Here is a 19859-nt window from a genome sequence, read left to right on the forward strand (position 1 = left end):
TGAGCGTCGTCGCCGAGCGCGGCGGCGTCAACCGCCGCCGGGAACTCGTCGCGAGCGCCGCGCGGCGGTGCCGGCGCCCCCCGATCGCTGTATGTTGGGCCGGTTCCGGTCTCCGGGAGATTCCGAATGTCCGACCTCGCCGATCTCGAGCCGAAGCTCCTGTGGAAGTACTTCCTCGACCTCTCGCGGATCCCGCGGGGCTCCGGCAACGAGGGGGCGGCCATGACGTGGCTCGTCGAGCAGGCGCGCGCCCTGGGGTGCGAGGCCGAGCGCGACGCGGTGGGGAACGCGCTCCTCCGCAAGCCGGCGGCGCCCGGGAGGGAGGACCGGCCGGCCGTCGCGCTCCAGGCGCACGTGGACATGGTCTGCGAGAAGAACGAGGGCACGCCCCACGACTTCGCGCGGGACCCCATCGAGCCGTACCGCGACGGCGACGTGGTGCGCGCGCGGGGGACGACCCTCGGCGCCGACAACGGCATCGGGGTGGCGACGGCGCTGGCGGCGCTGGCGGCGAAGGACGTGCGCCACCCGGCCCTCGAGGTCCTGGTCACCGTGGACGAGGAGACCGGCCTCGCCGGCGCGAACGGCCTCCAGCCGGGGTGGCTCCGCGCCCGGCGGCTCGTGAACCTCGACAGCGAGGAGGAGGGCGAGCTGACCATCGGCTGCGCGGGCGGCGTGGACACGGTAACCACCCGGCGGGTGAGGCGCGACGCGCCGAGCGCCGGCCGGAGGGCGCTCCGGCTCAAGGTGTCGGGCCTGAAGGGCGGCCACTCCGGCATGGACATCGCGGCCGGCCGCGCGAACGCGCTGCGGCTCCTCGCGGAGGTGCTCGAGGCGATCGTCGAGGCGCACGCGCTGCGCGTCGTCAGCGTGAAGGGGGGCAACAAGCGGAACGCCATCGCGCGCGAGGCGTCGGCGATCGTGCTGGTCGATCCGGCGCGGGAGGCGGCGCTCGCCGCCGACGTGCGGCGCCTCGCGGAGGAGTGGCGGGCGGCCTTCGGCGCGCTCGACCCGAACCTCTCCGTCGCGCTCGAGCCGGCGGAGCCGCAGCCGGTCCTCTCCGCCGCGGACGCGCGGGCGGTGATCGGGTTCCTCCTGGCCGGTCCGCACGGCGTCGAGGCGATGAGCCCGGACATCCCCGGCCTGGTGCAGACCTCCACGAACATGGGGCTGGTGGAGACGTACGAGGACCGGGTGGAGGTGTCGTTCCTCACCCGCAGCGCGCTCGACGCGTCGAGGCGCGCCCTCACCCGCCGCATCGCCGGCGTCGCGGCGCTCTCCGGGTTCGAGGTCGCGCACTCGAACGGCTACCCGGGCTGGAAGCCGGAGCCGGGGAGCGCGCTCGTGGGGTTGGTGGACGGCGTTCACGAGGAGCTGTTCGGGAAGCGGATGCTCGTGAAGGCCATCCACGCCGGGCTCGAGTGCGGCCTCGTCGGCGAGAAGTACCCGGGCATGGAGATGGTGTCGATCGGCCCGAGCATGTGGGACGTGCACACGCCCGACGAGCACGTCTCCATCCCGTCGGTGGAGCGGTTCTGGCGCTTCCTGGTGGGGATCTTGGAGCGCGCGTAGCGGCGGCGCTGGCGAGCGGTGGGGCGGCCGGGGTAGGGTGCGCGCCCCATGCCAACCCCCGCTCGCTTCCTCGTCTTCTCCGACGGCTCGGCGCTCGTGAACCCCGGCGGCCCCGGCGGCACCGGGTTCGTCGTGCTCGACCGCGTCCGCGGGGCGCTCCGCTTCGGCGGGACGCGCTGGGTCGTGGACGGGACCTACGCGGTCACGAACAACCGGATGGAGCTCCGCGCGGTGCTCGAGGCGCTGGACGGGCTGCCCGCGGGCGAGGCGGTGGAGGTGCTCTCCGACTCGCGCTACGTGGTGGACGCCCTCTCCAAGTGGATCCACGGCTGGCGGCGCAAGGGCTGGAGGACGGCGAGCGGCGACCCGGTGCTGAACCGCGACCTCATCGAGGCGCTCGACGCCCGGGCCGGCGAGCTGTCCGTCGCCTACCGCTGGGTCCGCGGCCACGACGGCCATGCCGTGAACGAGATCGTGGACGCCCTCGCCCAGTCGGCCGCGCGCGGCGTGCCCGGCCCGGACGAGGCGGCCGTGATCGCCGCCCTGCGGCAGAGCGGGTTCCTGGCGGCGCGCGCCGGGTGAGGTTGCGCCGGCGACGACGCCGGCGCAGCAGCTCGACGCGAGCGGGGGTCGCGGATCAGCCCGGGTCCGAGCCCGGCTCGTCGGCCTCGTCATCCTCGAGATCGGGCCCCGGGGGCAGCGGGGCCATCCTGGCGCGCACCAGCGCCGCGTGCTGCTCCTCCTTCGAGCGCAGCTCCTGGAAGAGCGCCCGGACCGCGGGGTCCTTCACCCGGCGGAGCGCGTCGTCGAAGTAGTCCCGCGCCTTCTCCTCGGAGTCGAGGGCGACGGCCAGCGCCTGGCGCGGGGACATGAAGACCCGGGGCTCGCCGCGGTCGGGGGCCTCGACGTCGTCGAGCTGGTCGAGCGTGACGGCGGAAGGCACGCCCGCGAAGAGCCGCTCGCGGCGCGCGGCGAGCTCCTGGCGATGGCTCTCCTCGGACTGCGCCATCGACCGGAACACGTCGGACGCGTCCCCCTCGTAGCGGCCGCCGACGAGGTGCGAGAACTCCTCGTACCGGTCGCGCGCCTCCAGCTCCATGAGGATCGCGAGGTCGAGCGCGTCACGCAGCGAGAGCCGTTCGACGTCGATCGCCTGGACCATCTCCGCCTCCGGGTCGGGTTCGTGTGCCGATCGAGCTAACCATTCCGCCCGCGCGCTGCGACCGCACCCGCGGGGCGCGAGGCGGCGATCGGGACGCGCCGGACGGCGCGCCGAGCGCCTCGACGGCCGAATCGGTCCGCCCGGGGCCATCCCAACGCGAGCCGTCCGATCGTAGAGTGCCGACACGCTGCGTGCCGCGGCGAGCGGCGGCGTGGCGAGCCCCGGGGGAACCGATGCTCCTGAAGCTCCGGCGGGCGGACGCGTCCGTACCGCCGCGAATCGACCACGCCCTGCTGGAGCGGAGCGTCGAGCCGCTCATGCGGACGTTGCTGCGGGTCGGTTACTTCGGGCTCGAGGTCGAGGGCACGGAGTGGCTGCCGCGCGACGGCCGGGCGGTGTACGCGATGAACCACGCCGGGTGGTTCCCGCTCGACGCGTTCTTCACCGGCCTCACCGTGTCGAACGCGCTGGGCCCCGGCAAGGCCCCGTTCTTCGCGGCGCACGACAGCGCGCTCGCGGCGCCGCTCCTCGGGCCGTTCCTCCGCCGCCTCGGCGCGGTGCCGGTCTCGTGGATGAAGCGGCCGGAGCGGCTCCCGCCGGAGATCCGGGCCTGCGGGATCTTCCCCGAGGGCGTCGAGGGGAACTGCAAGCCGTTCTGGCGCGCGTACCGGCAACGCCCGTGGAAGCGCGGGTTCGTGCGCGTCGCGGCGGCGCTCGACGCGCCGATCGTGCCGGTCGCGGTGCTCGGCGGCGAGGAGAGCCTGCCGGTCGCCTGGACGGTGCGGTGCCTCGAGCCGGTCATCGGCTCGATCTTCGGGCTGCCGCTCTCGCTCGTCCCGCTGCCGGCGCGGTGGAAGATCGTGTTCCACCGGCCGGTCCGGGTGCGGTCGCCGCGGAGCGTGCTCCGCGACCCGGACGCGCAGGCGGCGCTCGCCGCCCGGGTGCGCGCGACCGTGCAGGCGACGCTCGACCGGAACGCGGCGGGCAAGCCGCTCGCGCGGCTCTCGGCCCTGGTCGAGGCGGCGCGGCTCGGCCACGCGCCGGCGCCGGCGGCGCCCCCCGCGGTGCGGAGCGCGCCGAAGGGCCGGCGCCGGAGCGCCCGGCGGGCGGCCGGCGGTCAGAAGACCGAGAGGAGCTCGATCTCGAAGACGAGCGTCGCGTTGGGCGGGATGTCCGGCGGCGCGCCGCGGGCGCCGTAGGCGAGCTCCGGGGGGAGGGTGAGCTTCCGCTTCCCGCCCACCTTCATCCCCGCCACGCCCCGATCCCAGCCCTCGATCACCTCGCCGGCGCCGAGCCGGAACGAGAACGGGCTGCCGCCGACGGACGAGTCGAACTGCTTCCCGTCGGTGAGCCGGCCGGTGTAGTGCACCTCGACCGTCTTGCCCCGGACCGCCTCGGGCCCCTTGCCCTTCACCAGGTCCTCGATCTGCGGCTTCGCCATGTCGCTCCCCTTGGAAAACGAGCGGCGAATCCTAGTACCGGGCGTCAGAAGTTGCGAGCCGGCGTCCCCTCGCGCGGCGCGCCACGCCGGCGGCTCGGGGGCGCGGAGCGGGGGCCACCGGGTCTCCACCATCCGGCCGATCTCGGCCGCTGGCCGGCCGGACGGCGGGCGGTGTGATGCGCACGCGGCAGCGGGCCCAGCGGCTCGGCGCGGTCGTGTATAGTGGCGTGTGGTCCTCTCGGACCTCGACCACAGCGGGCGGCGGTGCGGCCGCCGGATCGGCAGGCGATCCGGCGGGCGGGGTACGCCGTCCCGGGAGAGCGCGGCGGTGATCCAGATCTACGACACGACCCTTCGGGACGGGACGCAGCGCGAGGGCGTCTCCCTCTCGTGCGACGACAAGCTCCGGATCGCGCGGCGGCTCGACGACCTCGGCGTGACGTTCATCGAGGGCGGCTGGCCGGGGTCGAACCCGAAGGACGCCGAGTTCTTCGAGCGCGCCCGCGACGTCCCATGGCGGCACGCGAAGATCACGGCGTTCGGCTCCACCTGCCGCGTGAACGGCGCGCCGGAGGACGACGCCAACATCCAGGCGCTCGTCGAGGCGCGGACCCCCGTCTGCACGGTCGTCGGGAAGACCTGGACGCTGCACGTCGAGGAGGTCCTCCGGACGACGCGCGAGGAGAACCTCCGGATCATCGAGAAGAGCCTCGCGTACCTGCGCGCGCAGGGGCGCCGGGTCGTCTACGACGCCGAGCACTTCTTCGACGGCTACCGCGCCGATCCCGAGTACGCGCTCGAGACGCTCCGCGCCGCGGTGAAGGGCGGCGCCGAGACGCTGGTCCTCTGCGACACCAACGGCGGGTCGCTCCCCTGGCAGATCGGCGAGGTCGTCGGCGAGGTCCAGGCCGCGATCCGCCACCCGCTCGGCGTCCACTGCCACAACGACTCCGAGTGCGCGGTGGCGAACTCGCTCGCGGCGGTGCAGCAGGGCGCCACCCAGGTGCAGGGCACCTTCAACGGCTACGGCGAGCGCTGCGGCAACGCGAACCTCTGCTCCATCATCCCCGCCCTCGAGCTGAAGATGGGGCTGCGCACGCTGCCGGAGGGGAAGCTCGCGACGCTGTTCGAGGTCGCGCACTTCGTCGCCGAGGTCGCGAACCTCGCGCCGGACGAGCACCTCGCCTACGTGGGCAAGTCGGCGTTCGCGCACAAGGGCGGGATCCACGTCGCCGCGATGCGCCGGAGCGAGACCTCCTACCAGCACGTGGACCCGGCGCTGGTGGGCAACCGGATGCGGGTGGTGGTCTCGGAGCTGTCCGGCCGCGGCAACCTGCTCTCGAAGGCCGAGGAGTGGGGGCTCGAGATCGGCGAGGACGCCGACGTCGGCGCGGTCCTGAACGAGATCAAGGCGCTCGAGGCGAAGGGCTTCGCCTTCGAGGCCGCCGAGGCCTCGGTGGCGCTCATGTTCGCGCGCCAGAAGCCGGGCTACCGCCCGCCCTACGAGCTGATCGACTTCGTCGCGAACGTCGAGCACCGGGACGGCCGCGGCCTCTTCGCCGAGGCGATGGTCAAGGTGCGCGTCGGCGGCGAGGTCCAGCACACCGCCGCCGAGGGCGACGGCCCGGTGGACGCCCTCGCCGCGGCGCTCCGCAAGGCGCTCGTCGGCCGGTACCCGCGGATCGCGGAGCTGCAGCTCTCGGACTACAAGGTCCGCATCCTCGACGGGAAGGGCGGGACCGCCTCGGTGACCCGCGTCCTCGTGGACATGCAGAAGGGGAAGCGCCGCTGGAGCACGGTCGGCGCGAGCTCGAACATCATCGAGGCGAGCTGGATCGCCCTCGTGGACGCGATGGAGTACGGGCTCACGCTGGTCGGTGACTGAACACCTCGAGGCCCGCGCGGCGGGTCCGGGACAGGGAGACAGGGAAGGACATGAACGCGAAGATCGTGGTGCTGCCGGGCGACGGGATCGGGCCGGAGGTGACGGCGCAGGCGGTGCGGGTGCTGCAGGTGGTGGCGCGCAAGGGCGGCCACTCCTTTACCTTCACCGAGCGGCTCATGGGCGGGTGCTCCATCGACGCCCACGGCGTCGCCCTCACGGACGAGGTGCTCGCCGACTGCCGGGCCTCCGACGCGGTGCTCCTCGGCGCCGTCGGCGGGCCGAAGTGGGATGATCCCACCGCGAAGGTGCGGCCGGAGCAGGGGCTCCTCGGCCTGCGCAAGGGGCTCGGCGTCTTCGCGAACCTGCGCCCGGTGCGGGTCCACCCGGCGCTGGTGGAGTCCTCGCCCGTCAAGGCGGACCGGCTCGCCGGGGTGGACATCCTCGTCATCCGCGAGCTGACCGGCGGCCTCTACTTCGGCCAGCCGAAGGGCCGGGCGACGCGGGACGGCGTCGAGCACGCGTTCGACACCCTCGACTACGCGGACTTCGAGATCCGGCGGGTGGTCGAGCTCGCGTTCCGGCTCGCGAAGGCGCGCAAGCGGAAGAAGGTCACGAGCGTGGACAAGGCCAACGTGCTCGAGTCGTCGCGGCTCTGGCGGCAGATCGCGACCGCCACCGGCAAGGCCAACCCGGACGTCGCCCTCGATCACCTGCTCGTGGACACCGCCTCCATGCGGCTCGTGACGAGCCCGGCGTCGCTCGACGTGATCGTCACCGAGAACATGTTCGGCGACATCCTCACCGACGAGGCCTCCGTCCTCGCCGGCTCCATGGGCATGCTCCCGTCGGCGTCCATCGGCGAGAAGGGGCCCGGCCTGTACGAGCCGATCCACGGCTCCGCCCCGGACATCGCGGGGAAGGGGATCGCCAACCCCGTCGGCACCATCCTCTCGGCCGCCCTGCTGCTCCGGCACTCGCTCGGGCTCGAGGCGGAGGCCGCCTCCGTCGAGCGGGCGGTGGACCAGGCCATCACCGACGGCTGCCGGACGGGCGACCTCGGCGGGAAGCTCGGGACCAAGGCGATGGCCGACGAGATCGTCCGCCGGCTCGAGGCGGGGAAGTAGCGGCCGCCGCGCACATCCGGAGCCTGGACGGGCTCCGCGGGATCGCCATCTCCGGCGTCCTCGCCTGCCACTTCCTGAACGCGTGGCCGGGCGAGGGCGCCTGGGATCGGCGTGCGATCGCCGCGCTCGGCCTCGGCTGGGCCGGGGTGGACCTGTTCTTCGTCCTCTCCGGCTTCCTCATCACCGGGATCCTCGTCGACACGCTGGGGGACGAGCGGTACTGGTCCGGCTTCCTCGTCCGGCGCGCGCTGCGGATCTTCCCGCTGTACTTCGTGGTCCTCGCCGTCTTCGGCCTCGCCGGCCCCGCGCTCGGGCTCGTCGATCCCTGGACGTTCGGGCGCTGGGGCTGGTGGTACTGGAGCTACCTCGGCAACTGGGCGTACCCGGCGCGGCAGGTGATCCCGGCGCTCTCGCACCTGTGGTCGCTCGCGGTCGAGGAGCAGTTCTACCTGGTCTGGCCCGCGCTGGTCCTGGTCGCGCGCGGCGGGCGACGCGCGCGGCTCGGCGCGCTCGCGGCGGCGCTATTCGCGGCGGGGCCGGCGCTCCGCGCGGCGATCGCGGCATCGGGGTGGCCGGTCGGGACCGCCTACCGGGTGACGCCGGGGCGGATCGACTCGCTCGCCCTCGGCGCCCTGCTCGCGGTGCTGCTCCGCTCCGAGCGGGGCCGCGCCGCTGTCCGGCGCGGCTGGGCCTGGATCGCCGCCGCCGGCGCGGCCGCGTTCCTCGCCCTCGGGGCGCCGCGCGGGTTCGACATGCACGTGCGCGCCCTCGAGATCTGGAGCCACACCTTCCTCGCCCTCGCCGCCGGCGGGCTCCTGGCCGGCGCGGTCCTCCTCGCCGACACCGGCCGCCCGCTCGCGCGCCTCCTCGAGGCGCGTCCGCTCGTCGCGCTCGGGCGCTACAGCTACGGCCTGTACGTCGTGCACTACCTCGTCCACGTGGGCGCGCTCCGGGCGCTCCGGGCCACGCCGGCGGGGGCCGCGCTCCTCGCGACGCGGGCCGGGTACCTCGCCTACGCGGTCGCGGGGGCGCTCGCGAGCCTCGCGCTCGCGTGGACGAGCTGGCACGTCATCGAGCGGCCCTTCCTGGGGCTGAAGGATCGCCTCGCGCCGCGGCACGCGCCGGCGTCGCCGGCGCCGGCCGCCCCCGGGCTCTCCTGACGGGGCGAAACCGGACCGCTCCGGGCGGAATTCCCACGCAAATTCGCGCGCGCCAGCGGTCGACACCGGCGCCGCTCCGTGCTTACCTGAGCGCCCGGCAAGCACGGCTCACCGGCAGCGCTCGAGCCGGTGTTCCGTTGCCCCTCTCTCTATCTCGCAGCCAAAGGAGAAGAAGACCGCCATGGCCACCCCCGCGTTCGAGTACCAGGATCCCTTCCCGCTCGGGAAGGACCAGACGAAGTACCGGCTCCTTACCAAGGAGGGCGTCTCCGTCGCGCAGTTCGACGGGCAGGAGATCCTCAAGGTGGAGCCGTCGGCGCTCACGCGGCTCGCGAAGGAGGCGATGCGCGAGGTCTCGTTCTTCCTCCGCCCGGAGCACAACGAGTCGGTGGCGAAGATCCTCTCCGACCCCGAGGCGTCGCAGAACGACAAGGGCGTCGCGATGGCGTTCCTCAAGAACGCCGAGATCGCCGCCCGGGGCGAGCTGCCGATCTGCCAGGACACCGGCACCGCCACCATCATCGGCAAGAAGGGCCAGCAGGTCTGGACGGGCGCGAAGGACGAGCGCTACCTGTCCGAGGGCGTGTACCTCACGTACACGGGCGAGAACCTGCGCTACTCGCAGACGGTCGCGCTCGACATGTTCAAGGAGGCCAACACCGGCACGAACCTGCCGGCGCAGGTGGACCTCTACGCGACCGAGGGCGCCGAGTACAAGTTCCTCTTCATGGCGAAGGGGGGCGGCTCGGCGAACAAGACGATGCTGTACCAGGAGACGAAGGCCCTCCTCGCGCCGGAGAAGCTCGAGAAGTTCCTCGTCGAGAAGATGAAGTACCTCGGCACCGCGGCGTGCCCGCCGTACCACATCGCGATCGTCATCGGCGGCACCTCCGCCGACCAGTGCCTCAAGACCGTGAAGATGGTCTCGGCGAAGTATTACGATGCGCTCCCCACCGAGGGGAACCGCGGCGGCCAGGCCTTCCGCGACCTCGACCTCGAGAAGCGGCTCCTCGAGAGGGCGTACGGCCTCGGCATCGGCGCCCAGTTCGGCGGCAAGTACTTCGCCCATGACGTCCGCGTGGTCCGCCTCCCGCGCCACGGCGCGTCCTGCCCCGTGGGCGTCGCGGTCTCCTGCTCGGCCGACCGGAACGTGAAGGCGAAGATCAACCGGGAGGGGATCTGGATCGAGGAGCTCGACCACAACCCGGGCCGGCTCATCCCGCTCGAGCTCAAGAAGGGCAAGCACCAGCACGGCGTGCAGATCGACCTGAACAAGCCGATGAAGGAGATCCTCGCCGAGCTCACCAAGCACCCGGTCTCGACGCCGCTCCTCCTCACCGGGACGCTGGTCGTGGCCCGCGACATCGCCCACGCGAAGTTCAAGGAGCTGGTGGACTCGGGCAAGGGCGTCCCCCAGTACCTGAAGGACCACCCGGTCTACTACGCGGGCCCGGCGAAGACGCCGAAGGGCAAGCCGTCCGGCTCGTTCGGCCCGACCACCGCAGGCCGCATGGACAGCTATGTGGACCTGCTCCAGTCCCACGGCGCGTCGATGGTGATGATCGCCAAGGGCAACCGGAGCCAGCAGGTCACCGACGCGTGCAAGAAGCACGGCGGGTTCTACCTCGGGTCGATCGGCGGCCCCGCCGCGGTCCTCGCCGAGGAGAACATCAAGAAGGTCGAGTGCATCGACTTCCCCGAGCTGGGCATGGAGGCGGTCTGGAAGATCGAGGTGGTCGACTTCCCCGCGTTCATCCTGGTGGATGACAAGGGGAACGACTTCTTCAAGAAGATCGGCCTGTAGGCCGGCGCGCTCGAGCGTCGTTCCGGGACCCCGGTGGCCGGCTGGCCGCCGGGGTTCTTTCGTATGGGAGACGCCGGTTTCCCGTTCGCCCTGAGCCCTTCGACTCCGCTGCCTGGCGCTCAGGACAGGCTCCGGCGCGCGGAGCGCGCCGGAGTCGAAGGGCGGGTTCGCAGCCGGGTACGGGCACGAGGCGCTACCGGCCCGACGCCTCCCTCACGCCGCGTCGTACCGCTCGAACCGCATCGTGAAGAGCGCGCGCCCCTGGGTCGCGGAGCGGAGCTCGGTCGCGTACCCGAAGAGCCTCCGCAGCGGCGCCTCCGCCTGGATCACCTTGGTCGCCACGCCGCGGTCCGCGACGTCGCTCACGGAGCCGTGCCGGCGATCGAGCCCCCCGAGGACGTCGCCGAGCGCCTCGGCGGGGAGGACCACCTCGAGGCGCATCACCGGCTCGAGCAGGACCGGGCGCGCCCGCGTGGCGGCGGTGCGGACGGCGTCGGCGGCGGCGACCTTGTAGGCGAACGGCTTCGACGCCCCCTCGCGCCAGGTCGCGCCGGTGAGCGTCACCGCGAGGTCCTGGAGCGGGTGGCCCTCGAGCACGCCGCCCTCGGCCGCCTCCCGCGCGCCGTCCTCGACGAAGCGGCGCGTCTCCTCCCGGAGGAACGGGAGCGCCGCCGCGGCCGGGGCGAGCCGGAACTCGAGCCCGCCCCCGCGCGGCAGGGGCGCGACCCGGACCGACACCGCGCCGAAGATCGGCCCCTCGTCGGTGGTCCGCTCGAAGGTCGCCTCGGCCTCCGCCTCGGCCGTGATGGTCTCGCGGAGCAGGACCTGCGGCGGGCCGGTCCGGACCGCGAGGCCGAACTCGCGCCGGAGCCGCTCGGCCACGACGTCGAGGTGCAGCTCGCCCATCCCCGAGACGACGAGCTGGCCCGTGTCCGGGTCCTCGCCGTGCCGGAAGGTCGGGTCCTCGTCGGCGATCCGGGCCAGCGCGTCGATCAGCAGCTCGCGCTCGCGCGCCGACGGCGCCTCGATCGCCTGCGAGAGGACCGGCTCGTACACGGAGAGCCGCTCGAGCAGGAGCGGGTGGCCCTTGTCCGTGAGCGTGTCGCCGGTGCGCGTCACCTTGAGGCCGGCGATCGCGAAGATCTGCCCGGCGCCGAGCGCCGGGACCCGCTCCTTCTGCGCGGCATGCATGAGGAGCACCCGGCCGACCTTCTCGAACCGGCGCTGGCTCGCGTTCCAGACCGCGTCACCCTCGGCGATGCGCCCCGAGTAGACCCGGACGAACACGTGCCGCCGGCGCTCGTCGAGGAGCGAGACCTTGAAGGCGAGGGCGAGGAGTGGCGCGGACTCGCTCGCAGGTCGGCGCTCCTCCTCGCCGGTGTCGGGGTGCACGCCGGCGGGCGGCGGCACGTCGAGCGGGGAGGGGAGGTAGTCGCAGACCGCGTCGAGCACCTGCGGGATGCCCTTGTTGCGGAGCGCGGCGCCGCAGAGGAGCGGGACGAAGCGGCCCGAGATGGTGGCGCGCCGGATCGCGGCGCGGAGGGCGGCCTCGTCCAGATCGCGATCCTGGAGCACCGCGTCCGCGGCGGCGTCGTCGAGGTCCGCGAGGGCGGCGACGAGGGCGGCCCGGTCCGCCTCCGCCTCCGCCGAGATCCCCCGCGCGACCGAGAGGACGCGCGGGTCGTCGGGATCCTCGAAGCGGATGGTCCGGCGGCCGACCAGGTCCTCGAGCCCGATGAAGGCGGCCTCGACGCCGAGCGGCCGCTGGACCGGGGCGATCACGTGATCGGGGAAGCGGGCGCGGAGCGAGGCCAGCGTCATCGCGAGATCGGCGCCCACCCGGTCGAGCTTGTTCGCGAAGGCGAGGCGCGGCACCCGGTAGCGGTCGGCCTGCCGCCACACCGTCTCGCTCTGCGGCTCGACGCCGTGGGCGGCGTCGAAGACCGCGATGGCGCCGTCGAGGACCCGGAGGGATCGCTCGACCTCGATGGTGAAGTCCACGTGGCCGGGGGTGTCGATGAGGTGCAGCTCGTGGCCGGCCCACTCGAACCGGGTGACCGCCGAGGTGATGGTGATCCCGCGCTCGCGCTCGAGGTCCATCCAGTCCATCACCGCGTCGCCCTCGTGGACCTCGCCCATCCGGTGGGTCCGTCCGGCGACGAACAGGAGGCGCTCGGTGAGCGTCGTCTTGCCCGCGTCGATGTGGGCCATGATCCCGATGTTCCGGATCGCCCGCATCCGTCGCTCGGCGGCCGCCTGCGCTCCGCTCATGCGCCGTCCCCCGCGGCGGCGTCCCCGCGCCGTCCGCGGGAGTATACGACGGACTCCCGGTCGCGCCGGGCCGGTCGCAGCGCGCCCGGGCGGGGCGGCGCCCGGGCGGCGGGAGGCCTTGAACCGGGGCGTCGGTGACTCTAGTCTCCGCCCCCCGTGCGCGAGACCTGCCGCCGCTGCCTGCGACCCACCGCGTTCTGCGTCTGCGCCGAGCTCCCGGAGATCCCCACCCGGACCCGGGTGGTCCTCCTCCAGCATCCGCGCGAGGCGCGGCTGGCCATCTGCACCGCCTGGCTCACCCGGATCGCGCTGCCGAACTCCGAGCTGCACACCGGGGTGGCGCTCGACGCGAGGCCGCCCCTCTCCGCCATCGCGGCCGACCCCGGCGCCGCGCTCCTGTTCCCGGGGCCCGGCGCGGTGCCCGCCGCGGAGCGGGCGAAGGACCCGCCCCGGATCCTGGTGGTCATCGACGGGACCTGGGTGCAGGTCGTGAAGATGCTCGAGGCGAACCCGCGCCTCGCCGCGCTGCCGCGGATCGCGGTCGCGCCGGACCGGCCCGGCGGCTACCGCGAGCTGCGCCGCGAGCCGGAGCCGGAGTTCCTGTCCACGCTCGAGGCGACCGCCATCGCCCTCGGCGCGCTCGAGGGCGATCCCGCCCGGTTCGAGCCGATGCGCGCGGCCTTCGACCGGATGGTGGAGCTGCAGCTCGCCGCCGCGCGGGACCGGCGGAACCCGCGGCACCGCGCCGGACGCGGCGGCTGACGGCGCCACCCGCTTGCGTCGCGTCGCGAGGTACATGATCTCCGTTCGCCCTGAGCCCTTCGACTCCGCTGCCTGCGGCAGCTCCGCTCAGGACAGGCTCCGGCGCGCCGAGCGCGCCGGAGTCGAAGGGCGAGCAGCGCAGGCGGGCGGCGTACGTCGCAGGGGCTCGACGCGAGCGGCACCCACGGCCGGGTGCCAGGGGCCTACGCCGGCTGGCGCGCGATGAGCGCCTTCAGCGCCTCCCGGTCGGTGACCAGCTCCCGCACCCGCCCCTTGTCCACCTCGGCGACGATGATCTCCCCGACCTCCTGCACGACCGAGCGGTACAGGCCGAGCGCCTTCATCCCCTCGGCCTGGCGCTGGTTGTCCTCGGTCGGCGTCACGAAGTGCACCGAGTCCACCCGGTACCGGTGAAGCAGGAAGAGCTGCGCCAGCGTCATGAGCCGCTTCCTGCGCAGGCCGAGCTCGAAGTTGTTCTGGTCACGCACCGAGAGGATGCTGCGGCCGCGCCGGTCGTGAATGCTGGCGAAGATCACGTCGAGCAGCTTCTGACCGTCGGACGAGACCAGCGCCAGCTCGAGGAGGTCGGACTCCGCGGTGTGCGGCTTGAGGGTGGCCCGCAGCTTGCCCGGGATCCCGTGGTGCTGCCGCCAGGCGTCCACCCACTCCTCGAGCAGCTTGGGCGGCACCTCCGTCTGGACGAGGTGCTGGGCCTGCGTCGAGCCCCGGCCCATCGCCTTGGTGGTGGCGGTGCGGCCCGAGATCGACATGAGCGCGGCGTCGGCCCGCGGCCCGCCGACCAGCGTCTGCGGCGTGCGGTAGCCCGACTCGAGCAGCCGGAACTTCCGCTGCAGCCGCGCCAGCGCGAGCATGCCGTCGTGGCGGAGCGCGGCGGCGAACTCCTCCGCGGCCAGGCCGTCGATCTGGTGGCCGCCGTAGGTGATGAAGTCGAACACGAAGCCCAGCTTCCCCAGCTCCTCCGGGAAGCGGCGCATCTGCTCGTCGTCCATCCCGGTGGTGTCCCAGTTGAAGGAGGGCGAGAGGTTGTAGGCCAGCATCTTGTCCGGGAAGACGGCGTGGATGGCGTCCGCGAACCGCTTCGCGTCGCGCAGGTCGGCGGTCTTCGTCTCCATCCAGAGCAGGTCGGCGAACGGCGCCGCCGCGAGCGACTTCGCGATGGCGTAGTCGATGCCGCCGCGCACCTGGTAGTAGCCGTCGGGCGTCTTGGCGTGCTCGCAGTCCCAGGCGATGTTGACGCCGATCGCCCGGGCCTTCTCGCGCGCCTTGTAGAACGGGGCGCGCTCCGCGAACTCCAGCCACTCCGCCTTGCTCATCCCCGGCGGGTAGCCCTCGCTCTGGCGGAAGCCGATCACCTCGCCCACCGCCTCGGCGTAGGTGCAGACGCCCGCCTCCTGCTGCCAGACGTCCACGAGCCGGTCGAAGACCTTGTCGAGGACGGCGTCCACGCTCGCGATCGCGCCCCGCCGGTAGTCGGCCGCGGCGGCGGCGATCGCCCGGGCGAAGCCGCCCCGCTCCAGCCACGCGTCCGCGGCCGCGAGCTCCTCGTCGCACAGCGCGTACAGCTCGTTCCCGCTCAGCTCCTCCACGCCCGCCCGCTGGAACTGCCGGAGCGTGGCGAGGAACGCCGCCCGGAAGGTGGGCAGCGAGAGGTTGGTCGCGCCGAGGATGAACGGATGGTCGCGATCGTCGCCGCGCCCGTCGAGCAGCGTGGCGGACTCGGCGTCGGTGCGGGCCACGAGGATGCCGGGCACGCCCATGAGGTCGAGCTGGAAGCGGGCCGCGGAGAGGCGCTTGAGCTGCTCGTCCTCCGGGACCAGCACCTTCCCGCCCTGGTGGCCGCACTTCTTCACGCCGGGCTTCTGGTCCTCGATGTGGTAGCCCGGCACGCCCGCCTCGACGAAGCGCCGGATCAGGTTGCGCACGTGCGCGTCGCCGCCGTGGCCCGTGTCGGCGTCGGCGATGATGAAGGGCCGGAAGTCCACGGCCGGCGCGGCGCGGCGCTGCTCCTCCGTCATCCGCGCGCGCGCAAAATGCTGGTTCCGATCGGCGGTGAGCAGGGCCCGGACGATCGGCGCCGCCTCGTCGGGCACCTGGCTGAGCGGATAGCTGGCGAGGTCGGGGCCCGGATCCTCGTGCGCCGAGCCCTTCGCCGAGGTGGCCCAGCCGCCGAGGTAGATGGCCTCGATCCCCATCCTCTTCATCGCCACCGCCTGGCCGGGCGAGTAGGGGCCGAAGGTGGTGATGCACCGCCGTTGCTCGAAGAGCTCGCGCAGCCGCGCGTGGAACGCCTCGGCCGCAGTGCGCGCGACCGCGTAGTCCACACGGATCGTCCCGCGCTGCTCGACCACCTCGCGCGCCGTGTGGATGCGCTTGAGGCCCGCGAACCGCGGGCTCGCGAACCAGCGCCGGAGCTCGGCGACCTCCTGCTCGAAGTCCATGGCTCATCTCCCCCTGGGCCGGTGCCTCGCGGCGGGCCGTCGGACGGGAGCGCTCATAGCCGGGGGGGAGCGGCGCGTCGCGTCACGGCCGAGTGGGCGCGCCCGCGTTCGTGGCCCTCGCCCAACGCCGACCGGGCGCACGAGCGGCGGCCCGGCGAGAACCCGCCCGGAGTGCCGCGAGGCTGGCGGACGGCGGGCCGCATGGTGGGATAATGGCGCGGCCCGCTGCTCGAGCGCGCGGGCAAGGAGTCGTCGCGTGTCCCAGCCCGTTCACCTGGAACCGGTCCCCGCCCCCGAGGCCGCCGCGTCCGAACGGTCCCGCCCTGCCGGCGGCCCGCACCGGTGGCGGTTCCACCGGGTGGGCGGGCTCGATCAGGTCCGGCTCGAGACCGCGGAGGACCTGGCCGAGCTGGTGCACCTCGACCAGAAGCTCTGGGTCGCGCTGTCGTGCCCGACGAAGGGGCTCGAGCTGGACTCCCGGACCCTCGAGCTGCTCGACACCGACGGGGACGGCCGGGTCCGGGCCGCGGAGATCGTCGCGGCGGTCCGCTGGTGCGGCGAGCGGCTGGTGGACCTCGGCGTCCTCGTCCACGCCGGCGCGGCCCTGCCGCTCTCGGCCATCGACGGGTCGCGCCCCGCGGGGCGCGCGCTCCTCGGCGCCGCCCGGCAGGTGCTCCGGCACCTCGGCAAGCCGGACGCGGACGCGGTGTCGATCGCCGATGTGGCCGACGTCACCCGGATCTACGAGAACACCGTCTTCAACGGCGACGGCGTCGTGCCGCCGGAGGCGGCGCGCGATCCGGCCACCCGGCAGCTCGTCCTCGACGTGATGGCGTGCGTCGGGAGCGTCACGGATCGGAGCGGCAAGCCGGGCATCGACGCGAAGCGGCTCGAGACGTTCTTCGAGGAGGCGGCGCGCTTCGACGCGTGGGCGCGCGCGGGCGAGGGACCGGAGGTGGCGGTGTTCGGAGAGCGCACCGCCGCGGCGGGCGCCGCGTACCTCGCGGTGAAGGCGAAGGTGGACGACTTCTTCGTGCGCTGCAGCCTCGCGGCGCAGGATCCCCGCGCGGCGGCGGCGATGAACCGGTCCGAGCCGGAGCTGGTCGCCCTGGCCGCCCACGATCTGGCGGCGTCGCAGGAGGAGGTCGCGCGGTTTCCGCTGGCGCGGGTCGAGGCCGGGCGGGCGCTGCCGCTCCTCGCCGGCGTGAACCCGGCCTGGGCCGCGGCGCTCGACGTGCTCCGGCGCGAGGTGGTCATGCCGCTGCACGGAGAGGCGAAGACCTCGCTCACCGCGGAGGAGTGGGCGCTCGTCGGGGCCAGGTTCCTCGCCTGGGAGGCGTGGCGCGGCGAGAAAGCGGGGGCGGCGGTCGAGCCGCTCGGGGCGGCGCGGGTGCGCGCGATTCTCGCGGAGGGGAAGGGCGGCGTCGAGGCGCTCCTCGCCGAGGACGCGGCGCTCGAGGCGGAGGACGCCGCGATCGGCGACGTCATCCGGATGGTCCACTACCACCGCGACCTGCACGCGCTGCTCCGGAACTTCGTCTCCTTCGTGGACCTGTACGACCCGGCGCGACAGGCCGTGTTCCAGGCGGGCACGCTCTACCTCGACGCGCGGAGCTGCGACCTGTGCGTCCGGGTGGACGATCCCGCCGCCCACGCCGCGGTGGCCGGGCGGTCCCGGATGTTCCTCGCGTACTGCGACTGCCGGCGGCCCGGCGGCGAGAGCCTGAAGATCGCCGCCTGTTTCACGCAGGGCGACTCCGACTACCTGACCGTGGGCCGGAACGGGATCTTCTACGACCGCAAGGGCCGGGACTGGGACGCGACGATCGTGAAGATCGTCGAGAACCCCATCTCGATCCGCCAGGCGTTCTTCGCGCCCTACAAGAAGTTCCTGCGGATGATCGAGGAGCAGGTGGCGCGGTTCGCGGCGGCGAAGGACCGGGAGTCGGAGGGGCGGCTCGCGGCGGGCGCCGAGGTCACGGTGGGCGCCGCGACGGGCGCCAAGGCGCCGCCGCCGGCGCCGGTGGACGTGGGCAAGATGGTCGGCATCATCGCCGCCCTCGGCGTCGGCGCCGGCGCCATCGGCACCCTGTTCGGCGGGTTCGTCTCCGGCTTCATGGACCTGCAGCCCTGGTGGGCGAAGATCGTGGCGGTGCTCGGCCTCCTGATGCTGGTCTCGGGCCCCTCGATGCTCATCGCGTGGCTCAAGCTAAGGCAGCGCACGCTCGGGCCGGTGCTGGACGCGAACGGGTGGGCGGTGAACGGCCGGGTGAAGGTGAACCTGCCGCTCGGCTCCGCCCTCACGCACGTGGCGGCCCTGCCGCCGGGCGCGCGCCGGACGCTCGAGGATCCGTACGAAGATCGCGCCGCGCGGCGGCGGCGCCGGGTCGCCTGGATCGTGCTGCTGGCGCTCGCCGCGGGGCTGGTGCTCGCGCGTCGGTACGACACCTGGCCGTTCCGGCCGCACGCCGCCGTGCCCGCCGCCGCGGCGCCGGCACCGGCGAAGAAGTAAACTTCGGCGCCGCCCGCCCTTCGACACCGCAGCCGCGGCGGGCACTCATGGTGAGGTGCGGGATACCTTCGTCGCCGCTCCGACCCCGAGGCCCTCGGCGCGGGCTCGGGTCGGGCTGGCTTCCCGTTTACCCATAGGAAATCCAGAGGGTCACTGGCGAGAGCGACAACGCGTGAGCGCGAGCCCTGCGCGACTAGGCGCATGAAAAGTGTAGCGGAATCACGAACATCACGGTCAGTGCTTGACGAACGAGGCGTACCGAGCGCAATCGTATAGGCGAAGGCACGACAAGAGCGACCCCGACCGCGAGGCGGGAAGGCAAAAGCCCGGACCCACGAGGCCCCAGGGCCTACCGAATGCCGGCGTGCGCAGCGCGCATCCCGGTCGTGCGAGGGGGAGGCGTGCGCCACGACATCGGTGCCGTGTTACTGCTGGTCCTTTCGGCGCTCGGGTGCGCGGATCACCCCGGCTCGCATGTGTACGTGCTCACTGCGCGCGGCGGCACGTACGAGGATGGCTCGGGCCGTACCGGCCTCGCCGTGCTCGCGACTGTTCGGGATGCCTCGGGTGCGGGTCCGGCGGGGACCCTTCCAGTCGCGTTGCTCGACGGCGCGGCGGAGGTCGGGACCGCTACCTACGCGGGCGCCTCCGCCGGCTCGTTCTCCGCGTGGACGTTCCCTGCGGTACCGCCCGCTACCGGCCAGTACGCGGTGTCCATCGCGACCGAAGGAGCATCGCTCCGAACGGACGTCGATGCAGATCCGACGCTGCGGCTGGCGGTTCCGGTGCCGGAGCTCGCGCCAGATGGCGCGGTGGTTTCCTGGGCTTCGATCCCGGGTGCCGCATCCTACGGATGCGTGGCGCGGGACACGGCCGGGGCGGTGACCATCTCGTACCCGGGCGCGCCGAGCTGCGCGATGACTGGGCTCGAACCGCCGATCACGGTGGAGACGCTGGCCTACAGCGCCGATCTCCCAACGCTCGCCGCGACTGCGGAGGTCTCGCCGGCGCTTCCGCCACGCTTCGACGTTTCCGCGGCGCGCGTCGGGGTCGGGCGTGGAAACGCGGGCGAGCCGCTCCTCTTCCGGGCGGCAGGGGTCGGATCGACTACGGCCTCGCTGAACCAGGCCTGGCGCTCTGGTTGTCCATCGTCGCGCCGGACGGGGCGGGCCCGACGGACACCTGGGATCTCCGTATCACCGGCCCCGGCCTGCCGGACTCGGCTCCGTTGCTGACGGTGTATCCGTCCGGCTTCCCGCGGATCGCGCTCTGGTCGTACGCGGTGCTGCCGGATCGCGGGGCTTACCGGGTGGACGCCACGGCGCGCGGAGGCAGCGGCGCTCTCGCAGTCGTCTTCGTGATCGGCGAGCCCGAGATCCTCGAGGCTCCGACCGGCGTCACCGCAGCCGGTGCGGCGCAGGGCGGCGCGGACGTGACCTGGAACGCCGTTCCAGGGGCGCTTGCGTACTTCGCCAGCCTCTACACGCACCCGACGCAGCAGGACCCGATCTCGCACTTCGTCAGCGGTCAGTGGAGCTCCGGCACCGCGGCCGCGTTTCCGCCGGGCTCCATCTCGCCCGGGGTCGCCTACGACGCGTACGTCACCGCCAGCAGCGCCGATGTCGCCAGCGGGAGCACCGTTCCGACGCGGATCTCCGCGTCCGAGAACGCTTACGCTCCGGTGGCTTTCGTCGGGATGTGAAGGGG

The 19859-nt window shown here is 73.5% G+C and carries 14 protein-coding genes; 10 read left to right on the forward strand and 4 right to left on the reverse strand.

What is annotated here, in order from left to right; genetic code table 11:
• Window positions 1-126 precede the first annotated feature (126 nt).
• Entirely contained in the window at window positions 127-1572 is a 1446-nt protein-coding gene (locus MNZ27_RS11685; RefSeq protein WP_242394255.1) for an aminoacyl-histidine dipeptidase, read from the forward strand.
• Between the two features lie 48 nt (window positions 1573-1620).
• Complete coding sequence (locus MNZ27_RS11690) at window positions 1621-2154, forward strand: ribonuclease H family protein (protein WP_242394256.1); 534 nt, start codon at window positions 1621-1623, stop codon at window positions 2152-2154.
• A 55-nt stretch (window positions 2155-2209) separates the two neighbouring features.
• Here MNZ27_RS11690 and MNZ27_RS11695 read toward each other — a convergent pair whose 3' ends face one another.
• Window positions 2210-2734 carry a ferritin-like domain-containing protein gene (locus MNZ27_RS11695; RefSeq protein WP_242394257.1) on the reverse strand — a complete coding sequence of 175 codons (525 nt, stop codon included), beginning with the start codon at window positions 2732-2734 and terminating at the stop codon, window positions 2210-2212.
• Between the two features lie 233 nt (window positions 2735-2967).
• Here MNZ27_RS11695 and MNZ27_RS11700 point away from each other — a divergent pair, with 233 nt between their 5' ends.
• A complete protein-coding gene (locus MNZ27_RS11700; protein WP_242394258.1) occupies window positions 2968-3933 on the forward strand; it encodes a 1-acyl-sn-glycerol-3-phosphate acyltransferase in 966 nt (321 codons plus the stop codon).
• On the opposite strand, the gene MNZ27_RS11705 is transcribed toward MNZ27_RS11700, so the two are convergent.
• Window positions 3852-4175 (reverse strand): FKBP-type peptidyl-prolyl cis-trans isomerase, encoded by a 324-nt coding sequence (locus tag MNZ27_RS11705; RefSeq protein WP_242394259.1) that lies wholly within the window; start codon window positions 4173-4175, stop codon window positions 3852-3854. The two genes, MNZ27_RS11700 and MNZ27_RS11705, sit on opposite strands and share 82 nt — an antisense overlap.
• Before the next feature lie 328 nt (window positions 4176-4503).
• On the opposite strand from MNZ27_RS11705, the gene cimA reads away from it, so the two are divergent.
• The 4 genes from cimA to MNZ27_RS11725 all read left to right on the forward strand — a co-directional run bounded on the left by cimA (window position 4504) and on the right by MNZ27_RS11725 (window position 10148).
• Complete coding sequence (gene cimA, locus MNZ27_RS11710) at window positions 4504-6060, forward strand: citramalate synthase (RefSeq protein ID WP_242394260.1); 1557 nt, start codon at window positions 4504-4506, stop codon at window positions 6058-6060.
• Window positions 6061-6110: 50 nt separating this feature from the next.
• On the forward strand, window positions 6111-7184 hold the full coding sequence (gene leuB / locus MNZ27_RS11715; RefSeq protein ID WP_242394261.1) for a 3-isopropylmalate dehydrogenase: 1074 nt from the start codon (window positions 6111-6113) through the stop codon (window positions 7182-7184).
• A gap of 23 nt (window positions 7185-7207) precedes the next feature.
• Window positions 7208-8344: an acyltransferase family protein gene (locus MNZ27_RS11720; protein WP_277957870.1), complete on the forward strand. Its 1137-nt coding sequence runs from the start codon at window positions 7208-7210 to the stop codon at window positions 8342-8344.
• Window positions 8345-8525: 181 nt separating this feature from the next.
• Entirely contained in the window at window positions 8526-10148 is a 1623-nt protein-coding gene (locus MNZ27_RS11725; RefSeq protein ID WP_242394262.1) for a fumarate hydratase, read from the forward strand.
• A 213-nt stretch (window positions 10149-10361) separates the two neighbouring features.
• Here the strand turns inward: MNZ27_RS11725 and fusA are convergent, their stop codons facing one another.
• Window positions 10362-12419, reverse strand: a complete 2058-nt coding sequence (gene fusA / locus MNZ27_RS11730; protein ID WP_242394263.1) for an elongation factor G — start codon at window positions 12417-12419, stop codon at window positions 10362-10364.
• Window positions 12420-12575: 156 nt separating this feature from the next.
• On the opposite strand from fusA, the gene MNZ27_RS11735 reads away from it, so the two are divergent.
• Window positions 12576-13181 carry a tRNA-uridine aminocarboxypropyltransferase gene (locus tag MNZ27_RS11735; RefSeq protein ID WP_242394264.1) on the forward strand — a complete coding sequence of 202 codons (606 nt, stop codon included), beginning with the start codon at window positions 12576-12578 and terminating at the stop codon, window positions 13179-13181.
• 203 nt (window positions 13182-13384) lie between these two features.
• On the opposite strand, the gene aceA is transcribed toward MNZ27_RS11735, so the two are convergent.
• Entirely contained in the window at window positions 13385-15640 is a 2256-nt protein-coding gene (gene aceA, locus MNZ27_RS11740) for an isocitrate lyase ICL2 (RefSeq protein WP_242394265.1), read from the reverse strand.
• A 256-nt stretch (window positions 15641-15896) separates the two neighbouring features.
• Here aceA and MNZ27_RS11745 point away from each other — a divergent pair, with 256 nt between their 5' ends.
• Together MNZ27_RS11745 and MNZ27_RS11750 are read left to right on the forward strand one after the other, a co-directional pair.
• Complete coding sequence (locus MNZ27_RS11745) at window positions 15897-18152, forward strand: hypothetical protein (protein ID WP_242394266.1); 2256 nt, start codon at window positions 15897-15899, stop codon at window positions 18150-18152.
• 1141 nt (window positions 18153-19293) lie between these two features.
• Window positions 19294-19854, forward strand: a complete 561-nt coding sequence (locus MNZ27_RS11750; protein WP_242394267.1) for a hypothetical protein — start codon at window positions 19294-19296, stop codon at window positions 19852-19854.
• Window positions 19855-19859 lie beyond the last annotated feature (5 nt).

It is taken from the genome of Anaeromyxobacter oryzisoli (assembly GCF_022690765.1).
Classification (GTDB): Bacteria; Myxococcota; Myxococcia; order Myxococcales; family Anaeromyxobacteraceae; genus Anaeromyxobacter; species Anaeromyxobacter oryzisoli.